This window comes from Falsiroseomonas oleicola, assembly GCF_019029495.1.
Classification (GTDB): domain Bacteria; phylum Pseudomonadota; class Alphaproteobacteria; order Acetobacterales; family Acetobacteraceae; genus Falsiroseomonas; species Falsiroseomonas oleicola.
This window is the reverse complement of the sequence record NZ_JAERQM010000004.1, coordinates 129,230-152,778: the sequence shown is the minus strand read 5'-3', so window position 1 is coordinate 152,778 and position 23,549 is coordinate 129,230. Positions and strand designations below refer to the sequence as shown.

Genomic DNA, 23,549 nt, shown 5'->3' with positions numbered 1-23,549 from the left:
GCGGTGGGCGCGCGGAGGGCGAGGCCCCCCTCACCCCGACCCTCTCCCCCCGTTGGGTGGAGAGGGGGAAGCAAGGCGGCCCGCACAAGACACCAGGATGGGGCGCAACCTGCGGCGCGCCTGCGCGCCGAGGCCGTGAATGCGGCCCGCGCCCAGACCGTCCGACGCCCCGAGCGCAACAGCCCACTGCGCGAAGGCAAGCGCGCGGAGCGCGCGCCCGCCGTCTGAGGGCATGAAATAAGCTGCGGAGCCACCATGGCCGTGGGCTTGATAACCCTCCTGAGACCTGCTGGTGCAGGTGGGAACCAGATACCCGGACCACGGTCCGGACAGCGCCAGCCCCCGGAGGATGCTCATTGGCCCCGGGGGTTAAAGTGCCTCACCAACCGGGCAGCCCCGCAGGGCCACACTTAAGGTCGGTCGAGGGTCTGGGCAATGCCCTCGATCCGGTCGGCGATGCGCGCCAGGCGCTCCGCCAGCTTCGGATCGGGCTGCGGGGTCGCCATGTTCTGGCCGGCGCGGGCCTGGGAAAGAGCGACCTTCAGGTCGTGCACCTCATCCGCCAGCAGCAGCGCCCCCAGCAGCAGCAGCCGGCTTTCGCCGAACTGGCCGCCCATCGCCTTGATGGAATTGACCCTTTTATCCACCTCGGCGGCCAGCGAGACGAGATGCGCCTCCTGCCCATCCTCGCAGGATACGGGGTGGCTGTAGCCGCCGACGCGGACAGTGACCTGACCCATCTACTGATCCTCTCCGAGCGCCGCGCGCAGGCGCGCAATCGTCTCGTCCAGCCGGTCCGCGATGGCGGCCACCGCGGCGCGCGGCACCCCTTCGCCAGGCGCCGCCACCACGCGCGGCTGGGCCGCGGCTTCCGCCAGGCGTTCGACCGCCTGCTCCAGCCGCGCAAGGGCATGGCTGGTCGGGTCGCCCGTCTCCACGCGTGTGCCTGACACCCGAAACCCCCAAAGCCGCAAAAGCCATCTTCGCCCAACGGCGGCCACTGCGCCACATGCGCCTTGTCGCCACCGGTTCCGGCATGCTGCAACGCTTTGCATGCACGGCGCGGCGGGTCAACGGTGAGCAAGGAGTCTGCGAGCGGCCTGCCGCGCGCGGTGATCCTCCGCGGCGCGGCGGAGCTGGTGGCGCTGCGGGCGCTGGTTCCCCCGGGCAGCGCGCTACTGCTCTCCGCCCCCGGCGCGGCGGGCTTCCTGGGCCCTCGCCCCTGGCGGGCGATGGTGGCGGCCGCGCCCGGATTCGCCGATGCGCTGTGCTGCGGCGATGCGGCCGGCGACGCATTGGCGGCACTGCGGGCCGGATGCCGGCGACTTGTCCTCGACAATGCATGCCCCGGCTACCACATGGTGGAGGGAGCGGCGGCGGAGATCGGCGCCATTTTGCTGCCCGCCCGCCCCCCGGCCTTGGACCTCGCGGGACTCGACCTGCGGCGCGCCGACGCTTTCGCGAAACTGAACGCCTGGCTGGCAGGCTCCAACACGCCTGCCGCATGACACCGGGCAATCCCTGCGCTAAACGCAGGCATCCATTGCCGCCCGCCGAGAGGACTCGAAAAAATGCGCCTGACGCCAAAGGTCCAGGAAATCCTGTCCTGGTATGAGAGCGACAATCCCGGGACCAAGGCGAACCTCGCCCGCATCCTGATGGCCGGCAAGCTGGGCGGCACCGGCCGCATGGTGATCCTGCCGGTCGACCAGGGTTTCGAGCATGGCCCGGCCCGCAGCTTCGCGCCGAACCCCGCCGCCTACGACCCGCGCTACCTGTTCGAACTGGCGCTGGAGGCCGGGCTGAACGCCTATGCAGCCCCGCTCGGCATGATCGAGGCCGGCGCCGCGCATTATGCCGGCACCATTCCGACCATCCTGAAGATGAACAGCAGCAACAGCTTGTCCACCACCAAGGACCAGGGTGTCACCGCCAGCGTCGGCGATGCGCTGCGCCTCGGCTGCTCGGCCATCGGCTTCACCATCTACCCCGGCTCCGAATACCAGTTCGAGATGATCGAGGAGCTGCGCGAGCTGGCCGAGGAGGCCAAGTCGGTCGGTCTCGCCGTGGTGGTGTGGAGCTATCCGCGCGGCCCGATGCTGGACAAGGTGGGTGAGACGGCGCTCGATATCTGCGCCTATGCCGCGCATATGGCGGCGCTGATCGGCGCGCATATCATCAAGGTGAAGCCGCCGACCTCCGCCATCAGCCTGGATGCCGCGAAGAAGACCTACCAGGCGAGCCCGGTCGAGGACGACGCCACGGCCCGCTTCAAGCACATCGTGAACGCCTGCTTCGGCGGCCGTCGCCTGGTGGTGTTCTCCGGCGGCGAGGCCAAGGGCACGGAGGCGATCCTCGACGAGGTCCGCGCCATCCACGCCGCCGGCGGCAACGGCTCCATCATGGGCCGCAACGCCTTCCAGCGTTCCAAGGAAGACGCGCTGGCCCTGCTGGCCGCGATCATCAACGTCTACAAGCACTGATACCGACGGCCCTGTCGCGTAGCCGCTCCGGGCCGCCCTCATACGCCGGGCGGAAACCTCCGGTTTCCTTGGCTTCGCCGCACTTGCGGCGGCGGCCATTCGGCCGCTCGGACCGGTCAAGAGACCGGTCCGCAGGTATAAGTCCTTGAAGGCGCGGGGCTTCGGCCCCGCAACAGGTGAACAGCCAGGTCCGGAAGGGCCTGGCTGTTTGCGTTTCGGGTAGGTCAGCGCCCCAGGTGTCAGCGCGGGGGCGCCAGGCTCATCATGTAGGTGGCCAGGTTCTCCTGCTCCTCCGCCGACATGGTGAAGGGCGGCATGCTGGCGTGTGGCCGTTGCAGGAAGGCGAGGATGGCCTCCCGGCTCGGGCGGGCCTGCGCCAGCAAGACGAAGCTGGGCGTGGCGCTGCGGCGCGTGGGCTGCGCGGTCTCAGCGACGTCGTGGCAGCCGCCGCAGCGGTTGTCGGCGGTCCAGCGGCCACGGGCCGCTTCCGTATGTCCACCGCGCAGATTGTTGTAGGCGAGGATGCTGATCGCCAGCGCCGCGACGACGAGGCCGGCGATCAGGCCGACGCGCCGCGACCGGCGCTCGGCCGGTGTTGCCGTGGACATGCGAAATCCTCCTGACGCCCGGGCGACCCGCCGCCGCTCGGAACGTTCCCGGAATTTGCGCCACGGCCCCGGCCGCTTCCCTGATCTGCATCAATCCCGCCCCGCCTGTCGGCGGCCACGGGCGGCGCCCCTACCCCACCGCCAGCATCCCATTCGCCTGCGCCGCCGCCAGCGCCGTCATATTGACGATGCCGCGCGCGGTGACGCTCGGCACCAGCACATGGATGGGCTTCGCCATGCCCAGCAGCATCGGGCCGACCTGAAGCCCCTCGCCGGCTGCCTTCAGCAGGTTGAAGCTGATATTCGCGGCATCCAGCGTCGGCATCACCAGCAGGTTGGCGGCGTCCGTCAGCGGGCTGTCGGCCACCGCCCGGTCGCGGATCGCCTGCACCAGCGCGGCATCGGCATGCATCTCGCCATCCACCTCGAAATCCGGCGCCACCTCCCGCAGCAGGCGCAGCGCATCGCGCATCTTGCGGGCGGAGGGCGCGCCGGAGGCGCCGAAGCTGGAATGCGACAGCAGCGCGGCCTTGGGCGTCAGGCCGAAGGCGCGGATCTGCTCGGCCGCCAGCAGCGTCATGTCGACGATCTGCGCCGCCGTCGGGTCCACGGTCAGATGCGTGTCGACGAAGAACAGGTGGCCGTTCGGCACGATCAGGGCGGAAAGTGCATAGACCCGGCCCACCCCCTCCCGCTTGCCGATCACGTCATAGGCGTGGTGCCAGTGGCGGAACCAGTCGCCGGTGCCGCCGCAGAGGCAGGCATCCGCCAGCCCCGCTTCCAGCAGCAGCGCGGCGGCGACGGTGGGACGGTTGCCGACGCGGCGCCCGGCGGCATCGGGCGGAATGCCCTTGCGGCCGACCTTGGCCTTGTAGAGTTCCACCAGCGGCCCGAAGACCTCGGCATCCTGCGCCGGGTCCAGCACCCGCACGGATTGGGAAAAATCCATGCGCAGGCCCATGGCGGCGGATTTGGCGGCGATGACATCGCGACGGCCGATCAGGATCGGCTCCGCCAGCCCGTCATCCAGCACCGTCTGCACGGCGCGCAACACCCGCTCATCCTCCCCATCGGCATAGACGACGCGGGAGGGGCGCTTGCGCGCGGCCTCGAAGACCGGGCGCATCAGGTTGCCGGAGCGGAAGACGAAGCGCTCCAGCTCCTGCCGGTACTTTGGCATGTCGGTGATGGGGCGGCGGGCGACGCCGGATTCCATCGCGGCCTTCGCCACGGCCGGGGCGATTTCCAGGATCAGCCGGGGGTCGAAGGGCTTTGGGATGATGTATTCGGGGCCGAAAGTGGGCGCCGTGCCGCCATAGGCGGCGGCGACCACCTCGCTCGCCTCCATCCGCGCCAAGGCGGCGATGGCATCCGCCGCCGCGACCTTCATTTCCTCGTTGATCGTGGTGGCGCCGACATCCAGCGCGCCCCGGAAGATGAAGGGGAAGCAGAGGACGTTGTTGACCTGGTTTGGATAGTCGGTCCGGCCGGTGGCGACGATGGCATCCGGCCGCACCGCGCGCACGGCCTCCGGCAGGATTTCCGGCTCCGGATTGGCCAAGGCGAAGACCAGCGGCTTCGGCGCCAGCAGCGGCAGCCATTCCGCCTTGAGGATGCGCGGCGCGGACAGGCCGAGGAAGACATCGGCGCCGGCCAGCACCTCCTCCAGCTTCCGGGCGTTCGTATCCTGCGCATAGGCGGCCTTGAAGGGATCCGTATTGGGACGCCCCTGCCAGACGACGCCGTCGATGTCGCAGATGGTGACGTTTTCCCGCCGCAGCCCCATGGCCACCAGCAGGTCGAGGCAGGCGATCGCCGCGGCGCCGCCGCCGGTATTCACCACCCGCACATCCTCCAGCCGCTTGCCTTGCAGCAGCAGGCCGTTGCGGACGGCGGCGGCGACGATGATGGCCGTGCCATGCTGGTCGTCGTGGAAGACCGGGATGTCCATCCGCGCCCGCAATGTCCGCTCGATGGCGAAGCATTCGGGGGCCTTGATGTCCTCCAGGTTGATCGCGCCGAAGCTGGGGCCGAGCGCGGCCACGCATTCGATGAACTTGTCGGGGTCGCGCTGGTCGATCTCCAGGTCGATGGAATCGATGCCGGCGAACTTCTTGAAAAGGACCGCCTTGCCTTCCATCACCGGCTTCGAGGCCAGCGCCCCGATGGCGCCGAGGCCGAGCACGGCCGTGCCATTGGTGATGACCGCCACCATGTTGCCGCGCGCCGTATAGTCCCAGGCCGCGTCGGGGTTCTTGGCGATTTCCTCGCAGGCCGCGGCGACGCCGGGGGAATAGGCCAGGCCGAGGTCGCGCTGCGTCGCCATGCGCTTGGTCGGCTCCACGCTGAGCTTTCCGGGGCGCGGCAGCCGGTGATAGTCCAGGGCTGCCTTGCGAAAATCCTCGTCCATTGCCACCTCCGGCACCTGCTATAGGCGATATCGCGCCGCGCCGCGACCCGTGGCGGTTGCGCTGGCCGCGCGCGGCGGCGCGGTGCTAGGCTTTCTGCGGGACAAGGGTTTCGGGTGATGATGAAGGCCGGCAAGGACGTGCTGTGGAGCCTCGACCTGTTCGGCAAGAGCAGTTCGGCACCGGAGCAGACTATTGCGCCGCTCAGCATCACGGTGGGCAACGCGACGGTCAGGCTACCGACCGCCGAGCAGGAGGGGGCCTATCTGCGCTATGGTCGCCCGGTGCTGCAGATCCTGGCCCAGGAGCAGCGGCAGCAGGCCCGTATGAGCCTGGTTCGGGACGTGCTGGCGGCAGGGGACCCGAACTTCGATTATGACGTGCTGCGCACCGCTTTGGCGGAGCTGGAACGGCGCGGCGCCCTGGAACTGGCGGAGCGTGACACGCGCGGCGGCGACCATCTCTACGGCCTGACCAGGGCCGGCCAGATCCTGGCCGGCTGAGCGGGGCGGATCGACCATGGCCGCCGACCCCCTGTCGCCGGCCACCGCGCGCCGGCTGGACCGGCTGTGCAACGCCCCGGTCTGGTTGGCCATCATCGCGCTGCTGGCGCTGGTCTTCGCCCTGCCCTGGACCCAGGCGCACCTGGAAGCACGTGGCTGGCCGCCCGAGACCATCCTGTGGCGCTACCTGGTGGTGGCAACCATCGGCGGCGTGGTGGGCTTTGCCGAACTCGTCTCCCGCTACCGCGACGAGCCCTGGCTGGTCGCCAAGAGTCCGCCCGGCATGACCTTCATCGGCGCCAATGCCTTGGCCGCCGTGACGGCGTTGTTCCTGCTGGAGAACTACCGGGAAGCACTGTCCGCGCCCACGGATGGCGTGACGCGCACGCTGCTCGCGGGCTTCGGCGCCATGGTGGTGCTGCGCTCCAAGCTGCTGACGCTTCGCCAGCCGGGCGGCACGGATGTGGAGGTGGGGCCGGCCTTCGTGGTGGATTCGCTGCTCGCGGCCGTGAACCGCGATGTGGACCGTCGGCGTGCGGAACGGCGCATCGCCTTGGTCAATGGCCTGGCCCGGCGCTTCGCCCCGCATCCCTTTGCCAAGGCCGCGCCACATCTCAAGGCCGCGCTGCTGGCCTTCCAGACCATGGATGCGGCGGAACGCAAGCGGTTGTCCGATACCATCGAGGCGATGCTGAAGGACCAGACGCTGGTCGCCCTGTCGAACGACGTGAAATACGCGATGATCGGCTACGACTTCCTCACCGCCTTTGGCGAAGAGACGCTCAACTGCACCTTCGACGAGCTGGAGCGCTCCATCCTCGCCCCGCCTCCAGATCCAACCCGACCTGCCGGATAGGAAGAAATATTTTTTCGGCGCGAACCCTCAAAGCCGAACACCGGCACCGCGAAGTAAACTGGGCCGATTTCCCGGGCCCCAGGTCTTTTTCAAGAAATATCACATCTGTCACATGACCCGCCGGCCAGGGCTGATTTGCCTTGGCCAGGGCCGGTGCCATCTATTGTCCACGACAGGGGAGAGCGGCCGGGGCGGTGGAGGGAAATTCCATCCGCGCCAGGACCCTCATCCTCCGCCGACACAGTATAGCAGGATCACATGTCTTCCCTTCGGGCCCGGCAGGCCCTTCGCTACCGCCCGATCTCCAAGGCTGATCTGGAGATCGTCCATGCCATGGACCTGGATGCAGACCAGGTCGACGACTACCTCGGCCCGCTTTCGGACATCCTGACGACGGTTCGCGGCGGCGCGGCGCATTCGCTGATCGGCATCCAGGCCGAGGGCCGCATGATCGGCTTCTACGTCATCCACCCCGATCCGCGCGACGCCACCTGCTGGTGGCTCGGCTGGTTCATCCTGGCCCGGGCGCATCAGGGCCGCGGCCTGGGTCGCGCCATCCTGGCGCGGATCATGGCAGGGCTCGCCAGCATGCCGGCCTGCCGGCGGGTCAGGCTGATCGTGGTGCCGGGGAATGAGGGCGCCCTGGCGCTGTACCGCAAGATGGGCTTCCGGATGGCGGGCACCCTGCCCGCCACGGGCGACCTGGTGATGGAATGCGCGTTGCGGCCCGGCGGCCCGGCGCCGGCGTATTTCACCCTGGACGCCACCTGCCCGATTCCCGGCCGGCGCGGCCGCATGCGGTTGCGGCCCCGGACAGGGCCGCATGCCGCGCGGGTCATCGGTGTGGAACGTGGCCCGCCGGATTGCATCCTGGGCGGGCGCCCCGCCTTGGAGCCTCCGCCCCTGTGCCTTCACTGAAGCTGGAAATGCCGCGCCTTGGCGCTGGCCACCGGGGGCGATGGAGGATGGTGCGGTCGAGAAGATTCGAACTTCCACGGGGTTGCCCCCACCAGCACCTCAAGCTGGCGCGTCTACCATTCCGCCACGACCGCATATCGGGTAGAGCGCGCCTATAGCCGATGACATCGCACCCGACAACGCCCCTTCCCGCTTCCCTTGAATGGTCCATCGCCCCGGGCCGCTTGCCCTATGCGCCGGCGCTGGAGGCGATGGCCGAACGCGTCGCCGCCATCCGCGCCGGCACGGCGGCGGAGGCCGTGTGGCTGGTGGAGCATGAGCCCACCTACACCGCCGGCACCTCCGCCAGGCCGGAGGATCTGCTGGACCATCGCTTCCCGGCGGTGGCCGCCGGGCGCGGCGGGCAATGGACCTATCACGGCCCCGGCCAGCGCACCGGCTATGTGATGCTGGACCTGACCCGCGAACACGGCAGCGTCCGCGCCCGCGACGTGCGGGATTACGTGCGCGGGTTGGAGGAATGGCTGATCCGCACGCTGGACCGCTTCAACATCAAGGGCGAGCGCCGCAATGGCCGAATCGGCATCTGGGTCGCCGACCGCGCCCGCGGCACGGAGGAGAAGATCGGCGCCATCGGCGTGCGCGTGACCCGCTGGGTGTCCTGGCACGGCGTTTCGCTGAACGTCGACCCGGAGCTGAGCCATTTTGCGGGCATCGTCCCCTGCGGCATCGCCGAGCACGGCGTGACCAGCCTGCACCGGCTGGGCGTGCTGGCGACGATGGAGGACGCCGATGCGGCGCTGATGAGTGCCTGGGGCGAGGTGTTCGGGTAGGCAAGCCACATCATCCAAGGATACCCTTCTTACCTGCGAGCACGGCATAGAGAAGCGACAGGCTAAAATAGCCGAGGCAGGGATGGCGGCGCCGATTCGCCTCATGGGCGAGCTGGCCATAAGAAGCGGAGACGAGGAGGTAGACGACGATGTCGAACATCAGGAGGCCCTTTGAAGTGGGCCTCCTTTCTCTGATGGATGCGCCGGAAAATGACAGGCTGCGCCTCGGACAAAGCGGTGCGCCGGCGCATTTCCGAAAGGCATCCTGCTAATGCGACTGCCATCGCCGGCACGCGTTGCCTTCGGCAAGCTTCTCAATGGCCATCTGGAGGCAGGGACGAGGCCGGCATCCGGCGCACGGGAAGCCTTACCCAAATGGTCGATGGACCGTTTCGCCGAACTAACCGGAATCAGCGATGTCCGAGTTCTATACAACTACCGGAAGGGCCAGACCCTTCCTCCATTCGATCTGGTAACCAGCATGGCCCGCGAGCTGTTCGGGCTGGACGAGACGCACAAGGCGGCGAAAAAGGCATTCCTAGCAGCCTGGAAGCACGCAGAGGCCAATGGCGCCGAACAACCGCCTCAGTTCGCCGCCGATTGGCCGCGTGATAATCCGCAACCCTTCACCGAACTGGCCGAACTGGAGTTGCTGACACCGCAGGCGGACAATGCGGGCGGATATTATCTGCGCGCGCGGCTGGTAGTTGGTGCGCGGGCGGATGAGTCGGTCAAGCCCCCTGTTCTTCTGGCCTTACGCGAGGCTTTCCTCTCGGTGGACGTCCCGGCGAATCTAGTCACCGATGGCTCCCTTGTCGGGGTGCGGGAGGCGCATGAGAATTTGCGAGAGGCACCGGGCGGATTGCGAGTAGTTGGGCCGTTGGCGCGGACGCAGAATGGTAACGAAGCTGGTTATCTTGAAGGTGAAGTGCTTGGCGGTCATCACCTCGCCGTACTGACCAGCACTGCTGATGCAACGGAGGCGGAGACGGAGACGGCAGTAACGGTACGCCTAAGCGTGCCGCGCCGCAGCTTCGTGGTAACGCCGCTAGATGCTGAAGGCAACGCTTCAATCCACGCAGTGGATTCGCCGGCCAAGCAAGCTGTGCTGGATGCCTTGATCTTCTCAGCATTGGAACGTGACCAACTGGGGAGGGCGGTGCTACAGAAGGCAAAGCTCCGAATGCGCCCCAGAACATGAGTTTTTCGCGGGGTTTTATGCGCCGGCTGGCCGCGGTGGCGCACGCCGACACCATTAGCTTCAGCAAACTTGTGCGGATTGCCGGACTGAATCCTAGACGTGATTTTCGCGGTGCCGACCTACGGAATGTGGATTTCGGCCATGACGATCTCTCCGAATATGATTTTACGGATGCCGACCTCAGGCATGCGGATTTTCGCAACGCCCGCGGCCTGAAAAAATCGAAGTTCGATAACGCCAACCTAGCAGGCACCAAATTCCGGGATGTGTGCGAATTCGACATGCATCGCATCAGGGATATGATTTTGGCTGGCCGAGCCCCACCTAGAGAATACGTCGATCTTGCCCTTATTCTTAATCTACACGACACTAATTTGAGCGATCTATCACCATTATCGACGCTTACCAAACTGCAGACACTGGCTCTCAACCGCACCAAGGTGATGGACTTGCTGCCTATCTCAGGGTTAATTAATCTGAGAGGACTTCACCTCAATCGCACAAAAATATCAGAATTATCACCACTCTCATCCCTCGCCAAATTGACGGATTTGCGCTTGAATGACACCGAGGTGGCGGACCTTTCCTCAATATCGAAATTAAATAATCTGAAATCTCTCTTCCTTAATCGCACAAAAGTGGCTGACTTATCGCCACTATCAGGTTTAGCCAGACTTCTGAGACTTGAGCTCAGATCGACTGAAGTTACCGATTTGTCGCCGTTATCGCACCTTACCAATTTGGAGTGGCTCGATCTCAACTGGACTAAAGTACGGGAGCTTTCGCCACTAGCTAATCTCAAGAAGCTAGCGCGTCTGCACCTAAATAGTACTGGCGTTATTGATATTACGCCCCTAATGGGGCTAAGCGGCCTGGCGGCGCTCGATCTAAACGGAACAAAAATCGCCGAGTTACCGCCCCTCGCACCATTAGAAAATTTGCAGCACCTTGATCTCAACAGTACCGGAATCGCCGATTTATCGCCCCTAGCGAAAGTCACAAGCCTACGGGGACTTCATCTTCACCGCACGAACGTTACGGACCTATCGCCACTGTCTGGACTCGTCAATTTGCGGGTCCTCGACATCAACGGAACAACGATTTCCGATCTTTCACCGCTAGCCGGATTAATAAAGCTTAGCGTGCATTGGAATAGCAAGGTCTACCGCATTGCGGACGGAATTCCCCCGCCACTGGCCGGTGTCCAGACCACCAATATGCCACCAGAAGAACTCGAACGAATGCGTGCGTATGGAAAGGGAGCAAATTACTCACGCCCCCTCCTACCCCGCTAAGGCCCGTCCTCCTCCACCTCCCACCCCTGCCCCAGAAACCGGGCCAGGACCGTCGCGTGCTGGTCGTCCGGGTAGGACTCCAGCACCTCGTCTTCCTCATCCAGCACTTCGGTTCCCGCTTCGGTGGTGACGATGACCCGTGTGGCCATCTCACCCTTCATCAGCACCGTTTCGCGCATGGCCGAAAACCCTTATCGCCCGCGGGCGGCGCCGTCCCGGAAATCGCCTTCGCGCCAGCTGCGGTCCTTCTGGCCCGCGGCCGCCGCGGCCGGGCGGCGCACCGGCTGGTCGCCGCCACGGGGTGCGCTCGGCGCGGCGCCGCGCGGGGCGCCCTGCGCCTGGCCGCCGCGACCCTGGCCGCCGCCGCCGCCATTGCGCCCACGGGACGGGCTGTTGCGGCCGCGATTGCCGCCGGAAGGCTTCACGGCATCCGGACGCCCGCCGGTGCGGTGCATCGGCACGCTCACATCCTGGCGCTCATCGGTCGCGGGGATGGAGATGCGGATCAGCTTCTCCACCGCCCACAGCTTCTCGCGCTCATCCGGCGCGCACATGGCGATGGCGATGCCGCTGGCGCCGGCGCGCGCGGTGCGGCCGATGCGGTGGACATAGGCTTCGGGGGTGTCCGGCATGTCGTGCTGGATCACATGCGTCACGCCATCCACATCGATGCCGCGGGCGGCGATGTCGGTGGCGACCAGCACCGGGGCGCGGTTCGACTTGAAGTCGGACAGCGCGCGTTCCCGCTGGCCCTGGCTCTTGTTGCCATGGATGGCGTTGGCGGCGATGCCGTCGGCTTCCAGGTTCTTCACCACGCGGTCGGCGCCGTGCTTGGTGCGGGTGAAGACCAGCACGCGGCCCACGCCCTCGCCCTTCAGCAGCTCGGCCAGCTTGCCGCGCTTGCGGCCCTGCTCGATGACGATCAGCTTCTGGGCCACGCGCTCGGCCGTCGTCGCCACCGGCGCCACCTCGATCCGCACCGGATCGCGCAGGATCTCGGCGGACAGCTTGGCGACCTCGGCCGGCATGGTGGCGGAGAAGAACATGGTGTGCCGCTTGGCCGGCAGCTTCGGCAGGATTCTCCGAATTGCGGGCCAGAAGCCCTTGTCCAGCATCTGGTCGGCCTCATCCAGCACCAGGGCGTTCACCATGTCGAGGCGCGCGGAGCCCTCATCCAGGTGGTCCTGAAGCCGGCCCGGCGTCGCCACCAGGATGTCGATGCCATTCGCCAGCGCCCGCCGCTGCGCGCCATGCGGCACGCCGCCGAAGATCACGGAGACGGTCAGGCCGAGGTGGCGGCCGTAGATCTTGAGGTTGTCGGCAATCTGGCTGGCCAGTTCGCGGGTCGGGGAAAGGATCAGCGCGCGGCAGCCACCGCGCGGCGGGCGGCCCTTGGATTCGGCGAGGAGATGCAGCAGCGGCAGGCCGAAGGCGGCCGTCTTGCCGGTGCCGGTCTGGGCGATGCCCAGGATGTCGCGGCCGGCCATGGCATGCGGAATCGCATCGCGCTGGATCGGGGTGGGGGTGGTGTAGCCTTCCTGTTCCAGCGCCTGAAGGATGCGCGGGTCGAGGCCGAGTTCACTGAAGCTCATGAAACTATTCGAGTCCGGTCATGCCGCCCGGCGATATATCGCGGGCGGTGGGTGGCGGTGGGCCAACCCGCGTGCCGGGGCCGGTCCGATGTTGTCCGCAAAGCCGCGCCCTGTTCGGGCGAAGGCAGCGCCCCGGTCCGGGCCTCCAGGCGCCCGGTCCCCCTTTCGGAGTGACGGCGCCGGGCCCGCTCACGCGGCCGGGGCGCGGCGGGCAAACACCCGCCGACCCGCGCCTCTTAGGACAGAATCGCTAACCCGACAAGAATTTTTGGCGGTGCAGCATGAAACACCGGCTCAGCCATCCGCGAGGCGCTCGAAATCCAGCGTCTCGGGCGCGGCGCCGGGCGTTTCCGTCACCCGCGCCACCCGCGCCAGCAGCGGCCCGCGATGGCAGGCGGCGATCAGACGGCGCACGGAGTCGGTGGGGCCGGCCACCAGGGCCTGCACGCTGCCATCCGGCCGGTTGCGCACCCAGCCCGCCACACCGAATCGGCGGGCCTGCCGCCGCATCCAGTCCCGGTAGCCCACGCCCTGCACCCGGCCCTCGATGGCCAGCAGCAGCGCCAAGGTCATGCCAGGGCCAGCAGCCTGGCGGCCAGCGCCACATCGGCCGCCGCCGATTCGCGCCGCGCGGCGGCTTCCGCATCCTGGCCCCAGCGCCCCTCCTGGAAACATTCCTCCAGGGTGGAAAGGCGATGCGCCTCCGCCGGGGTCACCAGCCCCGCCGCCATGGCCAGGCCGAGCACCAGGCTGCCCAGCGCCGGCACCGCGACGCCAAGGGCCGACAATTCGATCAGGCCCTTGGCCGCCACCGCGCGGCGCAGCGCCGAAAGGGCCTGCGGCGGCTGGGTGATGGGCATGATTCCGGCGGTGACGCGCAGCGCCGCGTCCAGGTCCCGCGCCGCCCAGGCGAGCCAGGGGTCCCAGCCGGCCGCCTGCAATTCGGCGAGGCGACCATGTTCGGCGCGGTAGCACAGAAGCTCGGTCTCGCCGTAGCGAGCGATGGCGTCGACCGTGCCCTCCCGGGCCAGGGCGATACGCTCCATGGCCGTGCCGACGATGCGGGTCAGCGGCACGTCGTCCGGCCGCATCTCGCCATCCTTGGCGCCACCCGCGCGCTGCCATTCCTCCGCCAGCGCCTCCGCCAGGGGGCGGGAAGCGACGCGGATGGGGCCGCCGCCGGGCAGGCGCATCGGGCGGCCGTCGAGCAGGATGGCGAAGCCATCCTCCCCTTCCGCCACCCGCGCTTCGTTCCAGAAGCGCTTCACGGCGCGACCGTGCTCAGCGGTTGCGGGACACCGCGGCGGAGCGGGTGTTGGCGGCCGGGCGGCGGCGGGCCGGCGTGGTGGCGGCGGGCGCGGCACGCTCCGGGCAGGCGGTGACGCTGACCGGGTTCAGCACGTTCCGCTCCATCGAGATCTCGGCGAGCGTGCTGGCATTGCTCTGCGCCATCGCGGCCTGGAACAGGGGCGTGATGTTCTGGCAGAAGCGCGAGCCCTGGCGGATGCCGTCCTGCGACTGCTCATTGGCCAGGGTCGTGATGTAGCCATCCAGAGCGCGCTGGCCCTGGGCGCCGGCGGTGCGGCGATAATGGGCGCGGATGGTGTTGTAGGCACCGCCGAGCTCGCCCCGGAACTTGGTGACGAAGGCGTTGTAGTCGCCATCGCGCTGGCAGGTGATGGCGGCGACCATCAACTGGCTCTGCAGGGCGCGCAATTCGAAGGCGGTGCGCTCGCTCGGCTGGGCGCAAGCCTGGGCGAGGGCTGGTCCGCCGATGGCAACGGCGGCACCGGCGAGGAGGAGGCGGACGGTCAGGTTGCGGCGCATGGCGTGGGAGTCTCCCCTGGGGACGCCTTCCCTGCCGCATCAGCCCGGGCCGCGCAAACACTGTTGCGTCAGCCGATCCTGCGGCGGAGCCCCCCGGCCCCCTTGGCATCCCATGGATGCATGCCTTTACAGCATCCCTGGGCAAATGCCAGCACCATTACGCGCGGTGCATCTTCACAAGATTCCAATCAGGTAGAGGATGATGATGATCGGGATTGGTAACCCGACCAGCCACAACAGAATGCCCTTCATATGCCCCTCGCTCCTTCAAGGTGTCCGGGGCATGAACGCGATGTCAGGCGGTTCGTTTCCTTTGTTGAAAGCGCGCCAGCCCGGCCAGGCGCCGGTCCAGGAAGGCGATGGTGGCCGGGTGGCCTTCCTCCTCGTCCTGCATCCAGAAGGCCAGGGTCGCGCCATACACCCCCGCCAGCGTTGCCCGCCGCGTGTACCAGGAGAAGTCGGCGGAGGTGTCGCCCGCCGCGCCCCAGATCGAATCGGCGGTGCGCGCGACCGTCCGCAGGGCGCTGCCGAGGTTCCAGGGCAGCGACTGCTGGGCCAAAGCGCGCCGCACCGCCTCCCGATGCGGGGCGGCCTGTTCCAGGCGGATCAGGATCAGCCGGCGAATACGGGCCGGAATCTTCCGGGACAGCAGGTCTTCCTCGGCAGCCCGCGCTTCCATCTCGCGATCCGCGAGGTCGAGCCAGGCCTCGATCGCCTCGGCCGGCCCACGCGGGAACAGCCAGTCCTGCTCCAGCGGGTCCCGGCCGAGATCCGCCAGGCCGGCGGAGAGGGCCGCGCGGGTCCAGCCGAGCGCGGGCACATGCGGCAGGGTGGCGCGGATCGCCTGGTCCCGTTCCTCGCTGCGTTCGATCATGCGGTGGCCTCCTCGGCACGGCGCTCGGCCTGGGCGGCCCCAGCCTGGGCAGCGCGGTGCAGTTCCTCGTTGAAGCCGAAGCGGGACAGGTCGGTCATCCGCATCGGATAGAGCACGCCGTTCAGATGGTCCGTCTCGTGCTGAATGACACGGGCGGGCAGGCCGGCGGCCTCGCCCTCCACCAGCCGTCCCTCCACATCCAGGCCGCGGAAGCGGATGCGGGCAGCGCGCGGCACCTCCCCACGCAGGCCGGGGATGGAAAGGCAGCCCTCCCAGCCCTCCTCCACCTCCTCCCCCACCGCTTCGATCTCGGGGTTGATGAGGGCGAGGATATTGCCGGCGCCGCCGCGCCAGACGAACAGCCGCAGCCCGACATGCACCTGCGGCGCCGCCAGGCCGAGGCCGGAGGCATCCTCCATCGTCTCCGCCATGTCGGCGATCAGTCGCCGGATTTCGGGCGCGGTCGGGTCCTCCACCTGCAAGGCGGGCCGGGTCAGGACGGGGTGGCCCATGCGGGCGATCTTCAGAATGGCCATGTCGCGGGGAATCCGATGCGTCACCCACAAGGTAATGCGTGCGTGGCGGTGCGGGAGGGTCTTTCGCTCAAGGCGAATCGCGTGCTAAGAGAGCCATCTCGCGTCGGAGGTTCGGGGCCTTGTCCTTCGGGACTGCCCCTGGACCCGCCGACGCGCATCCGCGTTTCGCTTATCCTACCATTCCGAACCAGGAGGTTCCATCGCGTGCAGGTCGTCGTCCGCGACAATAACATCGACCAGGCCCTGAAGGCGCTGAAGAAGAAACTTCAGCGTGAGGGTGTGTTCCGTGAAATGAAGCTCCGCCGCCATTACGAAAAGCCGTCCGAACGCCGCGCGCGTGAGGCTGCGGAGGCTGTCCGCCGCGCCCGCAAGGTGGAGCGCAAGCGGCTTGAGCGGGAAGGCTTCTAAAGCCTCTCCCGATTGCCCGCCCCTCCCCGGCGGGATGCTGCGATCAGCGAGCCGAAATACCGCGGTGCGGGGCCAAGCCCCGTAGCCCGCGGTTTCGTGCGTCTTCACCTTTCCGCGCCAAGCGCGTCTACTGCGCACTCCTGACAGGGGATTGGGCGATGGATGGGGTGATGGACCGGGAACAGGCGCTTATGGCGCGCGCCCGGCGGGTGCTGCCGGCGGGTGGCTTCGGCAATTTTCCGGCGGATGTGATCCTGGAACGCGGCTCTGGCGGCCGGGTCTGGGATGTCGCCGGGCGCGAATATGTGGATTTCCTGCTCGGCTCCGGCCCGATGTTCATCGGCCACTGCCACCCGGAAGTGACCGAGGCGGTGCAGGAGCAACTCGGCCGCGGCACCACCTTCTTCGCCAATAACGAGCATGGCATCGCCCTGGCCGAGGCGATCGTCGAGGCCGTGCCCTGCGCCGAACAACTGCGATTCGTCGGCTCCGGCACCGAGGCCGACCTCTATGCCATGCGCCTCGCCCGCGCCTTCCGCCGCCGTGACAAGATCCTGAAGTTCGAGGGCGGCTATCACGGCATGTCCGATTACGGGCTGATGAGCCTGGCGCCGCAGCACCTGGCGAATTTCCCCCAGCCGGTGCCCGATTCCGCCGGCATCCCGAAATCCGTCGCCGATGACGTGCTGGTCGCCCCCTTCAACGATCTGGCGGCGGTGACGCGGCTGGTGGAGGCGCAGGGCGAGAGCATCGCCGGCATCATTGTGGAGCCGCTGCAGCGCCTGATCCCGCCCGCCCCGGGCTTTCTCGAAGGGCTGCGCGCGCTCTGCACCAAGCACGGGCTGGTGCTGATCTTCGACGAGGTCGTCACCGGCTTCCGCTTCGCCTATGGCGGCGCCCAGGAACTCTACGGCGTGACGCCGGACCTCTGCACGCTGGGCAAGACCATCGGCGGTGGGTTCCCGCTGGCGGCGGTGGCGGGGCGGGCCGAGATCATGGCGCATTTCGACAAGGCGCTGGTCGGTGATGACGGCTTCCTGATGCAGGTCGGCACGCTGTCCGGCAATCCGGTGGCTGCCGTCGCCGGGCTGAAGACGCTGGAAATCCTGCGCCGGCCCGGCACCTATGAGGCCGTCTTCGCCACCGGCCGCGCGATCATGGCGGGGCTTTCGGCGCAGATCGCCAAGGCCGGCATCCCGGCCCAGATCGTCGGCGAGCCGACCCTGTTCGACGTGGTCTATACCGATGGCGCCGTGCGGGACTACCGCGCCACGCTGCGCGCCGACCGGGCCATGCAGGCACATGCGAACCGCACCCTGCGGGCCGGCGGCATCCTGAAGGGCGACAGCAAGTACTACGTCTCGACGGCGCATGAGGCGCGGGACGTGGAGCAGACGCTGGAGGCTTTTGCGCGCGCCATGGCGACGCTGCCCAGCTAGATCAAAACCAGCCGAGCGCGGCGGCCAGGCTGCGCAGCGACAGCAGCATGATGACGCCGCCGACCAGCAGCATCAGCGCCCTGGCAGGCAGGTGGCGGGCGATGAGGGCGGCGAAGGGGGCGGCCAGCACGCCGCCCACGACCAGCCCGAGGATCGCCTGCCAAAGTTCCAGCCCGATGGCCGCGAAGAAGGTGACGGTCACCGCGAAGGTCACGAAGAACTCGGCGGCGTTGGTGGAGCCGATCGCCATGCGCGGCACATCGCCGCGCCCGATCAGGGTGGAGGTGACCAGCGGCCCCCAGCCGCCGCCGCCGGCCGCATCCAGGAAGCCTCCGGTCAGCCCGAGCAGCGTCACGCGCCCGCCCGGCTGCGCCTCCCGCGGCCGGAGCGCCCGCCACAGGATCAGCCCGCCCATCAGCAGCAGATAGGCGCTGACCAGCGGCCGGATGATGTGCATCGGCAGGAAGGAGGCGACCAGCGCGCCGGCGATGCCGCCCGCCATGCCCGGCAGCGCCAGCCGCGCCACCAGCCGGGGCTGCACATTGCCCAGTCGCCAATGGGCGAGGCCGGAGACGCCCGTGGTGAAGACCTCCGCCGCATGGATGCTGGCGCTGGCCACGGCCGGATGCGTGCCGAAGGAGATCAGAACGCTGGTCGCCGTCAGGCCATAGGCCATGCCGATGGCGCCATCGATCATCTGGGCGGCGAAGCCAACCGCGACGAAGACCAGGAACTCGTCCATGCAGAACCCCCTTGGCCCTCCCGTGGAGTCCGGCAGGGCGACGGGCGCTTCCCCCAGCGACCCGGCCGTGATCCGGCCGGGTATACGATGCGGAGGCTAGACTACTTCTGCAGGCTCTGCACGATCTGCTGCGTCACCTTCTTGGCGTCGCCGAACAGCATCATGGTGTTGGGGCGGAAGAACAACTCGTTCTCCACGCCGGCATAGCCGCTCGCCATGCCGCGCTTGACGAAGAACACGGTCTTGGCGCGTTCCACATCCAGGATCGGCATGCCGTAGATGGCGGAGCTCTTGTCGGTCTTCGCCGCCGGGTTGGTCACGTCGTTGGCGCCGATGACATAGGCCACGTCGGCATCGGCGAATTCGGCGTTGATTTCTTCCAGCTCATGCACCTCGTCATAGGGCACGTTCGCCTCGGCCAGCAGCACGTTCATATGGCCGGGCATGCGGCCCGCGACGGGGTGGATGGCGTAGGAGATCTCGGCGCCTTCCTTCTTCAGCAGGTCGGCCATCTCGCGCACCACCTGCTGCGCCTGCGCCACCGCCATGCCGTAGCCCGGCACGATGATGATCTTCTGGGCATTCTTCATGATGTAGGCGGCGTCTTCCGGGCTGCCGGCCTTCACCGGCGCACGGTCCGCATTGCCCGCACCCGGGCCGGCCGCGGCGCCCGAATCACTGCCAAAGCCGCCCAGCAGCACGTTGATGATGCTGCGGTTCATGCCCTTGCACATGATGTAGGACAGGATCGCGCCCGAGGCACCAACCAGCGCGCCGGTGACGATCAGCAGCAGGTTGCCGATGGTGAAGCCGATGCCCGCCGCCGCCCAGCCGGAATAGCTGTTCAGCATGGACACCACGACCGGCATGTCCGCCCCGCCGATCGGGATGATGAGAAGAAAGCCGAGCGCGAAGGACAGCAGCGCAATCAGCCAGAACAGGATCGGCGATCCGGTCGCGACGAAGGCGATCACCAGCACCAGCAGCAGCGCGCCCAGCGCCGCGTTCAGCATGTGCTGGCCCTTGAAGATGATCGGCGCGCCGGACATGCGCCCATCGAGCTTCGCGAAGGCGATCACGGACCCGCTGAAGGTGATGGCGCCAATGGCGAGGCCCAGCGACATCTCGACCAGGGACGCGGCCTTGATGTTGCCCGCATAGCCGATGCCGAAGCTTTCCGGCGAGTAGAAGGCCGCCGCCGCCACGAAGACCGCCGCCATGCCCACCAGGCTATGGAAGGCCGCGACCAGCTGCGGCAGGGACGTCATCTGGATGCGCTGCGCCAGCAGCGTGCCGATGGTGCCGCCGATGGCGAGCCCCGCCAGCACCAGCACGATGCCGCCCGCGCCCATGCCCGGCCGCAGCAGGGTCGCGATGATCGCGATGCCCATGCCGATCATGCCGTACAGGTTGCCCTGGCGGCTGGTCTCGGGGTTGGAGAGGCCGCGCAGCGCCATGATGAACAGGACGGAGGCGACGAGATAGGCCAGGGTCGAGAGGGTCTGTCCCATGGCTCAGCTGCCCTTCTTCTTGAACATGGACAGCATCCGGCGCGTCACCAGGAACCCGCCAAAGATGTTCACGGAGGCCAGCGTCACGCCGATGAAGCCGAAGATCTGCGCGGCCAGGCTCTCGGCCAGGCCGGTGGCGAGGATGGCGCCCACCACGATGACGGAGGAGATGGCGTTCGTCACACCCATCAGCGGTGAATGCAGCGCCGGAGTCACGTTCCACACCACGTAGTAGCCGACGAAGCAGGCCATCAAAAAGATGGTCAGCATCAGCAGGAAGGGCTCGGCCGCGGCGGCGAGGGGGGCGGCGGTTTCCGCCAACTGGCGCGCATGCTCGGCGAGCAGCGCGGCGCGGTCGGAGAGGGAGGCCGCCTCATTGGCGATCTGTTGCGGGTTCATGGCGCGATCTCCTCAGGCTGCCGGGAGCGAGGCGTGAACCACGGCACCGCCGCGGGTCAGCTGCACGCCCTTCACGATGTCATCGTCCTCCGCCAGCACCGGCTTCTTCGCTTCCTTGTCCCAGAAGGTGGTCAGGAAGGTCAGCAGGTTGCGCGCATAGAGCGCAGAGGAGGCGCCGGAAATCCGGCCCGGCCAGTTGCGGTAGCCCAGAATCTTCACCCCGTTGCTGGTCACGCTCATCTCGCCCGGGACCGTCGCGGCGCAGTTGCCACCGGCCTCGGCGGCGAGGTCGACGATGATGCTGCCCGGCTTCATGGAGGCGACCATCGCCTCATTCACCAGGATCGGCGCCTTGCGGCCCTGCACCAGCGCCGTGCAGACAACGATGTCCTGCTTGGCGATATGGGTGGCCACCACCTCGGCCTGCTTGGCGTAGAATTCGGCGGAGAGCTGCTTGGCATAGCCGCCCGCGGTCTGGGCCGCCTTGCTCTCCTCATCCTCGTAGCCGACGAAGGTGGCGCCGAGGGACTTGATCTCCTCCTTCGCCGCCGGCCGCACATCGGTGGCGGAAACCCGCCCGCCGAGGCGGCGCGCGGTGGCGATGGCCTGCAGGCCGGCGACGCCCGCGCCCATGACGAAGACATTGGCGGCGGGGATGGTGCCGGCGGCCGTCATCAGCATGGGGAAGCCGCGATCGAAGGCGGTCGCCGCCTCCACCACCGCACGATAGCCGGCGAGATTGGCCTGGGAGGAGAGCACATCCATCGACTGCGCGCGGGTGATGCGCGGCAACAGTTCCATGGAACAGGCCTCGATGCCGAGCTGGGCGTAGGTGTCCGCCATGGCGCGCGTCGCGCCCAGCGTGCCGATCAGAATGGCGCCGCGCGGGATCATGGCGAGTTCATCGACCTCACCTTCCCCGGTGCCGAGCGGGGCACGGACCTTCAGCACCAGCCCGGCATTGGCCAGGGCGCTGGCCACATCAGGAGCGATCTCCGCCCCGGATTCGGCATAGAGGCTGTCCGGAAAGCCGGAGGTGAGACCAGCGCCGGTCTCGACGGCGACCGTACAGCCCAGGGCGATCAGCTTCTTCGCCGTCTCCGGCGTCGCGGCCACCCGAGTCTCCGCCCCACGCCGTTCGCGCAATACCGCAACGCGCATCAAAACGATCCCCCCGTTCCGCACCGACCATATTCAGCCAAAGACGTCGCCATATGAAGGTGTGTTGCAAGTCTTGCAAGGATGCCATTCCGCGTCGGGGTCGATCGTCCGGCCTTTCCCCCGAGCTTCGACAGGGCCATGTTGCTTCCATGCTCCTGCGCGACCTGCCCGATGGCTCCCTGCTGGCGATCAGCCAGCCCATGCATGCCCTGGTCTCGGGCCAGATCGCCCGCGCCTGGGGCGCGCCCGGCTTCGCCGCGCTCGACCCCTTCGAGGACGTGGCCACCGCCTGCGCCCAGCACGACGTGGCCTGGATGGGGTGGGAGGCGGCGCCGACGCTGGACCCGGAAACCGGCCTGCCGCATGTCTTCCGCGCCGTCGGCGCCCGCAGCCACGCGCCGATGTGGGCGGAGGGTGTCGCCCGCGCGCTGGTGGCCTGGGGGCCCTGGGTGGCCCTGCTGGTCAGCCGCCATGGCAGCCTGATCTATGGCAGCTATGCCGACCGCCATCAGCTCGACCAGGCCGATGCCGATGCGGCCGAGACCTATCTGCGCGAACAGGCCGTGGTGCAGCAGGACCTCGCGCATCACCTGGGCGCGACGCCGGCCCAGGTGGAGACCGCCGGGGCGCTGGTCGCGGTGACGGATGCGCTGAGCCTCGCGGTCTGTGGCGGGGTGGAGACCGTGGGCGGGGTCGGCAGTGCGCCGATGGCCGATGGCAGCCGGGTGAAGCTCACGCTGACCGAGCAGGCCGGCGTGCTGGCCATCGCCCCCTGGCCCTTCCGCCTGGCCGAGGTGACCCTGGAATGGCGCGCCCGCCGCCTTCCGGCCGGCGCCCGCTGGACGGATGAGGCGGCGATGCGCGCCGACCTGGCCGCAGCCTCGGTGCAGGCGGTCTCGGCGCGGCTGGTGCCGGGCTGAGGCAGCGCCCCGCCGGGGTCTAGATCTGCAGGATCTTGTCCCCCAGCACCTGCCAGCCCGCCGGCTCCCGAATCATCCCCAGCGGATCGTAATGGCCGTAGAAGCGGCCCAGGCCGCGGCGCTTCAGCACCTCGACGAAGATGCGCGTTGCCGGCCCCTCGGCCTTGCCGCCGCCCCCCAGGCTGGCGCCGATGACCTGTTCCCGGTAGGCGCGCCAGTGGATCGCCATCGCCGTCATCAGGCAGGTGTTCGTCGCCGACATCTTGATGCCGGCCTTCATCGCCGCCGCCGCGACGCCGACCGGCAGCGAGGCCCCCGGCACGAAGGCGAAGGCCGCCTGCCCGCCGCGGATGGTGAGTTTCAGCGTCTTCATGGCAACAACCACCTTCAGCCAGTCGGAGATGGTCACCGTCTGCCTGTAGCTGTGCGCCATGAGGCCGAGATGCTTCAGATGCCAGAGCGTGGAGTAGGAGGCGTTGCCATGCATCGCCACGTCCACGACATTCACCCCGCCGGTCCCGACGGAGGCCCCCATGCCGATCAGGCTCAGCGCCGTGGCTCCCATCCCCTTCCAGGCCCGGTCGCCGAGGTAAAGCTCGGTCAGCGCGCTCCAGACAGGCTCGTCATGCCCGTTGGCGATGAACATCGGATTGGGGATGGCGGGGGTGCAGCCGGGCGTGATGAGGCCGGCGAAGATGTTGAGGCCGCCGGCAATCCCGGTCCCGGCGCTGATCCCGAACTTGCCGTCGATGATCGAGCCGATCATGTCGGCAATCAGCAGCGCGTATCCCGTGCCGTCGGTGCCCCCTATGGCGCCGATCTCGGTCGCCTTGGATCGGTAGAACGCCTTGACCCCGGCGGCTGCCGCCTCGCTGTTTGATTTCGACATCGCCGCGCGCCCTGCAAAGGGGTCGCATAGAATGGCGAAACAGGGTCTGCAACAAGGCCGCCTACAGCCTCTCACCCGATTGTCAGGCCTGCCGGCAGACGAGTTCCGCATTGACCGCACCCCGCCTGCCGGGCTGAGTGCGCGCC

28 protein-coding genes, 1 tRNA gene and 1 other RNA gene are annotated in these 23,549 nt (G+C 68.0%); 11 read left to right on the top strand and 19 right to left on the bottom strand.

The annotated features are described in order from the left end of the window. Positions 1-243: 243 nt before the first annotated feature. The 3 genes from ssrS to JJQ90_RS14530 form a co-directional block, all read right to left on the bottom strand. Positions 244-400, bottom strand: a non-coding RNA gene (gene ssrS / locus JJQ90_RS14540) — 6S RNA. A gap of 10 nt (positions 401-410) precedes the next feature. Next, positions 411-740 carry a cell division protein ZapA gene (locus JJQ90_RS14535; RefSeq protein ID WP_216876603.1) on the bottom strand — a complete coding sequence of 110 codons (330 nt, stop codon included), beginning with the start codon at positions 738-740 and terminating at the stop codon, positions 411-413. Then, a complete protein-coding gene (locus tag JJQ90_RS14530; protein WP_216876601.1) occupies positions 741-953 on the bottom strand; it encodes a hypothetical protein in 213 nt (70 codons plus the stop codon). Positions 954-1,076: 123 nt separating this feature from the next. Here JJQ90_RS14530 and JJQ90_RS14525 point away from each other — a divergent pair, with 123 nt between their 5' ends. Both JJQ90_RS14525 and JJQ90_RS14520 read left to right on the top strand, forming a co-directional pair. After that, entirely contained in the window at positions 1,077-1,508 is a 432-nt protein-coding gene (locus JJQ90_RS14525; protein WP_216876599.1) for a hypothetical protein, read from the top strand. 63 nt (positions 1,509-1,571) lie between these two features. Beyond that, complete coding sequence (locus tag JJQ90_RS14520) at positions 1,572-2,483, top strand: class I fructose-bisphosphate aldolase (protein WP_216876597.1); 912 nt, start codon at positions 1,572-1,574, stop codon at positions 2,481-2,483. Between the two features lie 239 nt (positions 2,484-2,722). On the opposite strand, the gene JJQ90_RS14515 is transcribed toward JJQ90_RS14520, so the two are convergent. Together JJQ90_RS14515 and JJQ90_RS14510 are read right to left on the bottom strand one after the other, a co-directional pair. Beyond that, on the bottom strand, positions 2,723-3,091 hold the full coding sequence (locus JJQ90_RS14515) for a c-type cytochrome (RefSeq protein WP_216876595.1): 369 nt from the start codon (positions 3,089-3,091) through the stop codon (positions 2,723-2,725). A gap of 130 nt (positions 3,092-3,221) precedes the next feature. Then, positions 3,222-5,501: an NADP-dependent malic enzyme gene (locus JJQ90_RS14510; protein WP_216876593.1), complete on the bottom strand. Its 2,280-nt coding sequence runs from the start codon at positions 5,499-5,501 to the stop codon at positions 3,222-3,224. A gap of 117 nt (positions 5,502-5,618) precedes the next feature. Here JJQ90_RS14510 and JJQ90_RS14505 point away from each other — a divergent pair, with 117 nt between their 5' ends. The 3 genes from JJQ90_RS14505 (at position 5,619) to JJQ90_RS14495 (ending at position 7,776) form a co-directional block, all read left to right on the top strand. Further along, the gene (locus JJQ90_RS14505) at positions 5,619-6,002 is read left to right on the top strand and encodes a hypothetical protein (protein WP_216876591.1); all 384 of its coding nucleotides are present in this window, start codon (positions 5,619-5,621) and stop codon (positions 6,000-6,002) included. 16 nt (positions 6,003-6,018) lie between these two features. Further along, the gene (locus JJQ90_RS14500) at positions 6,019-6,858 is read left to right on the top strand and encodes a hypothetical protein (RefSeq protein WP_216876589.1); all 840 of its coding nucleotides are present in this window, start codon (positions 6,019-6,021) and stop codon (positions 6,856-6,858) included. Between the two features lie 258 nt (positions 6,859-7,116). Continuing rightward, the gene (locus JJQ90_RS14495; protein ID WP_216876587.1) at positions 7,117-7,776 is read left to right on the top strand and encodes a GNAT family N-acetyltransferase; all 660 of its coding nucleotides are present in this window, start codon (positions 7,117-7,119) and stop codon (positions 7,774-7,776) included. Between the two features lie 48 nt (positions 7,777-7,824). On the opposite strand, the gene JJQ90_RS14490 is transcribed toward JJQ90_RS14495, so the two are convergent. Continuing rightward, positions 7,825-7,910: transfer RNA gene (locus JJQ90_RS14490), tRNA-Leu, on the bottom strand. Positions 7,911-7,937: 27 nt separating this feature from the next. Here JJQ90_RS14490 and lipB point away from each other — a divergent pair. Further along, a complete protein-coding gene (gene lipB, locus JJQ90_RS14485; protein WP_216876585.1) occupies positions 7,938-8,609 on the top strand; it encodes a lipoyl(octanoyl) transferase LipB in 672 nt (223 codons plus the stop codon). A 10-nt stretch (positions 8,610-8,619) separates the two neighbouring features. On the opposite strand, the gene JJQ90_RS14480 is transcribed toward lipB, so the two are convergent. After that, on the bottom strand, positions 8,620-8,769 hold the full coding sequence (locus tag JJQ90_RS14480) for a hypothetical protein (RefSeq protein ID WP_216876583.1): 150 nt from the start codon (positions 8,767-8,769) through the stop codon (positions 8,620-8,622). Positions 8,770-8,991: 222 nt separating this feature from the next. On the opposite strand from JJQ90_RS14480, the gene JJQ90_RS14475 reads away from it, so the two are divergent. Further along, entirely contained in the window at positions 8,992-9,810 is an 819-nt protein-coding gene (locus tag JJQ90_RS14475) for a hypothetical protein (protein WP_216876581.1), read from the top strand. Next, on the top strand, positions 9,807-11,105 hold the full coding sequence (locus tag JJQ90_RS14470; RefSeq protein ID WP_216876579.1) for a leucine-rich repeat domain-containing protein: 1,299 nt from the start codon (positions 9,807-9,809) through the stop codon (positions 11,103-11,105). Before JJQ90_RS14475 ends, JJQ90_RS14470 begins: the two co-directional genes overlap by 4 nt. Here the strand turns inward: JJQ90_RS14470 and JJQ90_RS14465 are convergent. The 7 genes from JJQ90_RS14465 to def form a co-directional block, all read right to left on the bottom strand. Continuing rightward, on the bottom strand, positions 11,102-11,284 hold the full coding sequence (locus tag JJQ90_RS14465; RefSeq protein ID WP_216876577.1) for a hypothetical protein: 183 nt from the start codon (positions 11,282-11,284) through the stop codon (positions 11,102-11,104). The genes JJQ90_RS14470 and JJQ90_RS14465 overlap by 4 nt on opposite strands. Before the next feature lie 12 nt (positions 11,285-11,296). Beyond that, positions 11,297-12,697, bottom strand: a complete 1,401-nt coding sequence (locus JJQ90_RS14460) for a DEAD/DEAH box helicase (RefSeq protein ID WP_216876575.1) — start codon at positions 12,695-12,697, stop codon at positions 11,297-11,299. A 294-nt stretch (positions 12,698-12,991) separates the two neighbouring features. Then, entirely contained in the window at positions 12,992-13,270 is a 279-nt protein-coding gene (locus JJQ90_RS14455) for an acylphosphatase (RefSeq protein ID WP_216876573.1), read from the bottom strand. After that, positions 13,267-13,965 carry an ATP12 family chaperone protein gene (locus JJQ90_RS14450; RefSeq protein WP_216876571.1) on the bottom strand — a complete coding sequence of 233 codons (699 nt, stop codon included), beginning with the start codon at positions 13,963-13,965 and terminating at the stop codon, positions 13,267-13,269. The genes JJQ90_RS14455 and JJQ90_RS14450 overlap by 4 nt, the downstream gene beginning before the upstream one ends. A gap of 13 nt (positions 13,966-13,978) precedes the next feature. Next, positions 13,979-14,524: a hypothetical protein gene (locus tag JJQ90_RS14445; protein ID WP_216876569.1), complete on the bottom strand. Its 546-nt coding sequence runs from the start codon at positions 14,522-14,524 to the stop codon at positions 13,979-13,981. Between the two features lie 295 nt (positions 14,525-14,819). Next, on the bottom strand, positions 14,820-15,398 hold the full coding sequence (locus JJQ90_RS14440) for a COQ9 family protein (protein WP_216876567.1): 579 nt from the start codon (positions 15,396-15,398) through the stop codon (positions 14,820-14,822). Next, positions 15,395-15,934 (bottom strand): peptide deformylase, encoded by a 540-nt coding sequence (gene def / locus JJQ90_RS14435; RefSeq protein WP_216876565.1) that lies wholly within the window; start codon positions 15,932-15,934, stop codon positions 15,395-15,397. Before def ends, JJQ90_RS14440 begins: the two co-directional genes overlap by 4 nt. A 204-nt stretch (positions 15,935-16,138) precedes the next feature. Here def and rpsU point away from each other — a divergent pair, with 204 nt between their 5' ends. Together rpsU and JJQ90_RS14425 are read left to right on the top strand one after the other, a co-directional pair. Next, complete coding sequence (rpsU, locus tag JJQ90_RS14430; protein WP_007006360.1) at positions 16,139-16,342, top strand: 30S ribosomal protein S21; 204 nt, start codon at positions 16,139-16,141, stop codon at positions 16,340-16,342. 158 nt (positions 16,343-16,500) lie between these two features. Further along, positions 16,501-17,781 (top strand): aspartate aminotransferase family protein, encoded by a 1,281-nt coding sequence (locus JJQ90_RS14425; protein WP_216876563.1) that lies wholly within the window; start codon positions 16,501-16,503, stop codon positions 17,779-17,781. A 1-nt stretch (position 17,782) separates the two neighbouring features. Here the strand turns inward: JJQ90_RS14425 and JJQ90_RS14420 are convergent, their stop codons facing one another. From JJQ90_RS14420 to JJQ90_RS14405, 4 genes are all read right to left on the bottom strand, one after another. Beyond that, positions 17,783-18,523: a sulfite exporter TauE/SafE family protein gene (locus JJQ90_RS14420; protein ID WP_216876561.1), complete on the bottom strand. Its 741-nt coding sequence runs from the start codon at positions 18,521-18,523 to the stop codon at positions 17,783-17,785. A 101-nt stretch (positions 18,524-18,624) separates the two neighbouring features. Next, complete coding sequence (locus JJQ90_RS14415; RefSeq protein WP_216876559.1) at positions 18,625-20,034, bottom strand: NAD(P)(+) transhydrogenase (Re/Si-specific) subunit beta; 1,410 nt, start codon at positions 20,032-20,034, stop codon at positions 18,625-18,627. Positions 20,035-20,037: 3 nt separating this feature from the next. Further along, positions 20,038-20,433, bottom strand: coding sequence for an NAD(P) transhydrogenase subunit alpha (locus tag JJQ90_RS14410; RefSeq protein WP_216876557.1), 396 nt, complete (start codon positions 20,431-20,433; stop codon positions 20,038-20,040). Between the two features lie 12 nt (positions 20,434-20,445). Continuing rightward, positions 20,446-21,594, bottom strand: a complete 1,149-nt coding sequence (locus JJQ90_RS14405) for a Re/Si-specific NAD(P)(+) transhydrogenase subunit alpha (RefSeq protein ID WP_216876555.1) — start codon at positions 21,592-21,594, stop codon at positions 20,446-20,448. A gap of 149 nt (positions 21,595-21,743) precedes the next feature. Here JJQ90_RS14405 and JJQ90_RS14400 point away from each other — a divergent pair, with 149 nt between their 5' ends. Beyond that, positions 21,744-22,514 (top strand): DUF3891 family protein, encoded by a 771-nt coding sequence (locus JJQ90_RS14400; protein WP_216876553.1) that lies wholly within the window; start codon positions 21,744-21,746, stop codon positions 22,512-22,514. A gap of 19 nt (positions 22,515-22,533) precedes the next feature. Here JJQ90_RS14400 and JJQ90_RS14395 read toward each other — a convergent pair whose 3' ends face one another. Then, complete coding sequence (locus JJQ90_RS14395) at positions 22,534-23,403, bottom strand: hypothetical protein (RefSeq protein ID WP_216876551.1); 870 nt, start codon at positions 23,401-23,403, stop codon at positions 22,534-22,536. Between the last annotated feature and the right edge of the window lie 146 nt (positions 23,404-23,549).

Bases quoted from the DNA above. Each gene is read 5' to 3' on its own strand.
- JJQ90_RS14535 (WP_216876603.1), bottom strand. From the start codon at position 740: ATGGGTCAGGTCACTGTCCGCGTCGGCGGCTACAGCCACCCCGTATCC.
- JJQ90_RS14505 (WP_216876591.1), top strand. From the start codon at position 5,619: ATGATGAAGGCCGGCAAGGACGTGCTGTGGAGCCTCGACCTGTTCGGC.
- JJQ90_RS14420 (WP_216876561.1), bottom strand. From the start codon at position 18,523: ATGGACGAGTTCCTGGTCTTCGTCGCGGTTGGCTTCGCCGCCCAGATG.
- def (WP_216876565.1), bottom strand. From the start codon at position 15,934: ATGGCCATTCTGAAGATCGCCCGCATGGGCCACCCCGTCCTGACCCGG.
- JJQ90_RS14440 (WP_216876567.1), bottom strand. From the start codon at position 15,398: ATGATCGAACGCAGCGAGGAACGGGACCAGGCGATCCGCGCCACCCTG.
- JJQ90_RS14510 (WP_216876593.1), bottom strand. From the start codon at position 5,501: ATGGACGAGGATTTTCGCAAGGCAGCCCTGGACTATCACCGGCTGCCG.
- JJQ90_RS14495 (WP_216876587.1), top strand. From the start codon at position 7,117: ATGTCTTCCCTTCGGGCCCGGCAGGCCCTTCGCTACCGCCCGATCTCC.
- JJQ90_RS14410 (WP_216876557.1), bottom strand. From the start codon at position 20,433: ATGAACCCGCAACAGATCGCCAATGAGGCGGCCTCCCTCTCCGACCGC.
- JJQ90_RS14475 (WP_216876581.1), top strand. From the start codon at position 8,992: ATGGACCGTTTCGCCGAACTAACCGGAATCAGCGATGTCCGAGTTCTA.
- JJQ90_RS14470 (WP_216876579.1), top strand. From the start codon at position 9,807: ATGAGTTTTTCGCGGGGTTTTATGCGCCGGCTGGCCGCGGTGGCGCAC.
- JJQ90_RS14425 (WP_216876563.1), top strand. From the start codon at position 16,501: ATGGATGGGGTGATGGACCGGGAACAGGCGCTTATGGCGCGCGCCCGG.
- JJQ90_RS14455 (WP_216876573.1), bottom strand. From the start codon at position 13,270: ATGACCTTGGCGCTGCTGCTGGCCATCGAGGGCCGGGTGCAGGGCGTG.
- JJQ90_RS14395 (WP_216876551.1), bottom strand. From the start codon at position 23,403: ATGTCGAAATCAAACAGCGAGGCGGCAGCCGCCGGGGTCAAGGCGTTC.
- lipB (WP_216876585.1), top strand. From the start codon at position 7,938: ATGACATCGCACCCGACAACGCCCCTTCCCGCTTCCCTTGAATGGTCC.
- JJQ90_RS14515 (WP_216876595.1), bottom strand. From the start codon at position 3,091: ATGTCCACGGCAACACCGGCCGAGCGCCGGTCGCGGCGCGTCGGCCTG.
- JJQ90_RS14465 (WP_216876577.1), bottom strand. From the start codon at position 11,284: ATGCGCGAAACGGTGCTGATGAAGGGTGAGATGGCCACACGGGTCATC.
- JJQ90_RS14480 (WP_216876583.1), bottom strand. From the start codon at position 8,769: ATGTTCGACATCGTCGTCTACCTCCTCGTCTCCGCTTCTTATGGCCAG.
- JJQ90_RS14445 (WP_216876569.1), bottom strand. From the start codon at position 14,524: ATGCGCCGCAACCTGACCGTCCGCCTCCTCCTCGCCGGTGCCGCCGTT.
- JJQ90_RS14520 (WP_216876597.1), top strand. From the start codon at position 1,572: ATGCGCCTGACGCCAAAGGTCCAGGAAATCCTGTCCTGGTATGAGAGC.
- JJQ90_RS14415 (WP_216876559.1), bottom strand. From the start codon at position 20,034: ATGGGACAGACCCTCTCGACCCTGGCCTATCTCGTCGCCTCCGTCCTG.
- JJQ90_RS14405 (WP_216876555.1), bottom strand. From the start codon at position 21,594: ATGCGCGTTGCGGTATTGCGCGAACGGCGTGGGGCGGAGACTCGGGTG.
- JJQ90_RS14460 (WP_216876575.1), bottom strand. From the start codon at position 12,697: ATGAGCTTCAGTGAACTCGGCCTCGACCCGCGCATCCTTCAGGCGCTG.
- JJQ90_RS14400 (WP_216876553.1), top strand. From the start codon at position 21,744: ATGCTCCTGCGCGACCTGCCCGATGGCTCCCTGCTGGCGATCAGCCAG.
- JJQ90_RS14500 (WP_216876589.1), top strand. From the start codon at position 6,019: ATGGCCGCCGACCCCCTGTCGCCGGCCACCGCGCGCCGGCTGGACCGG.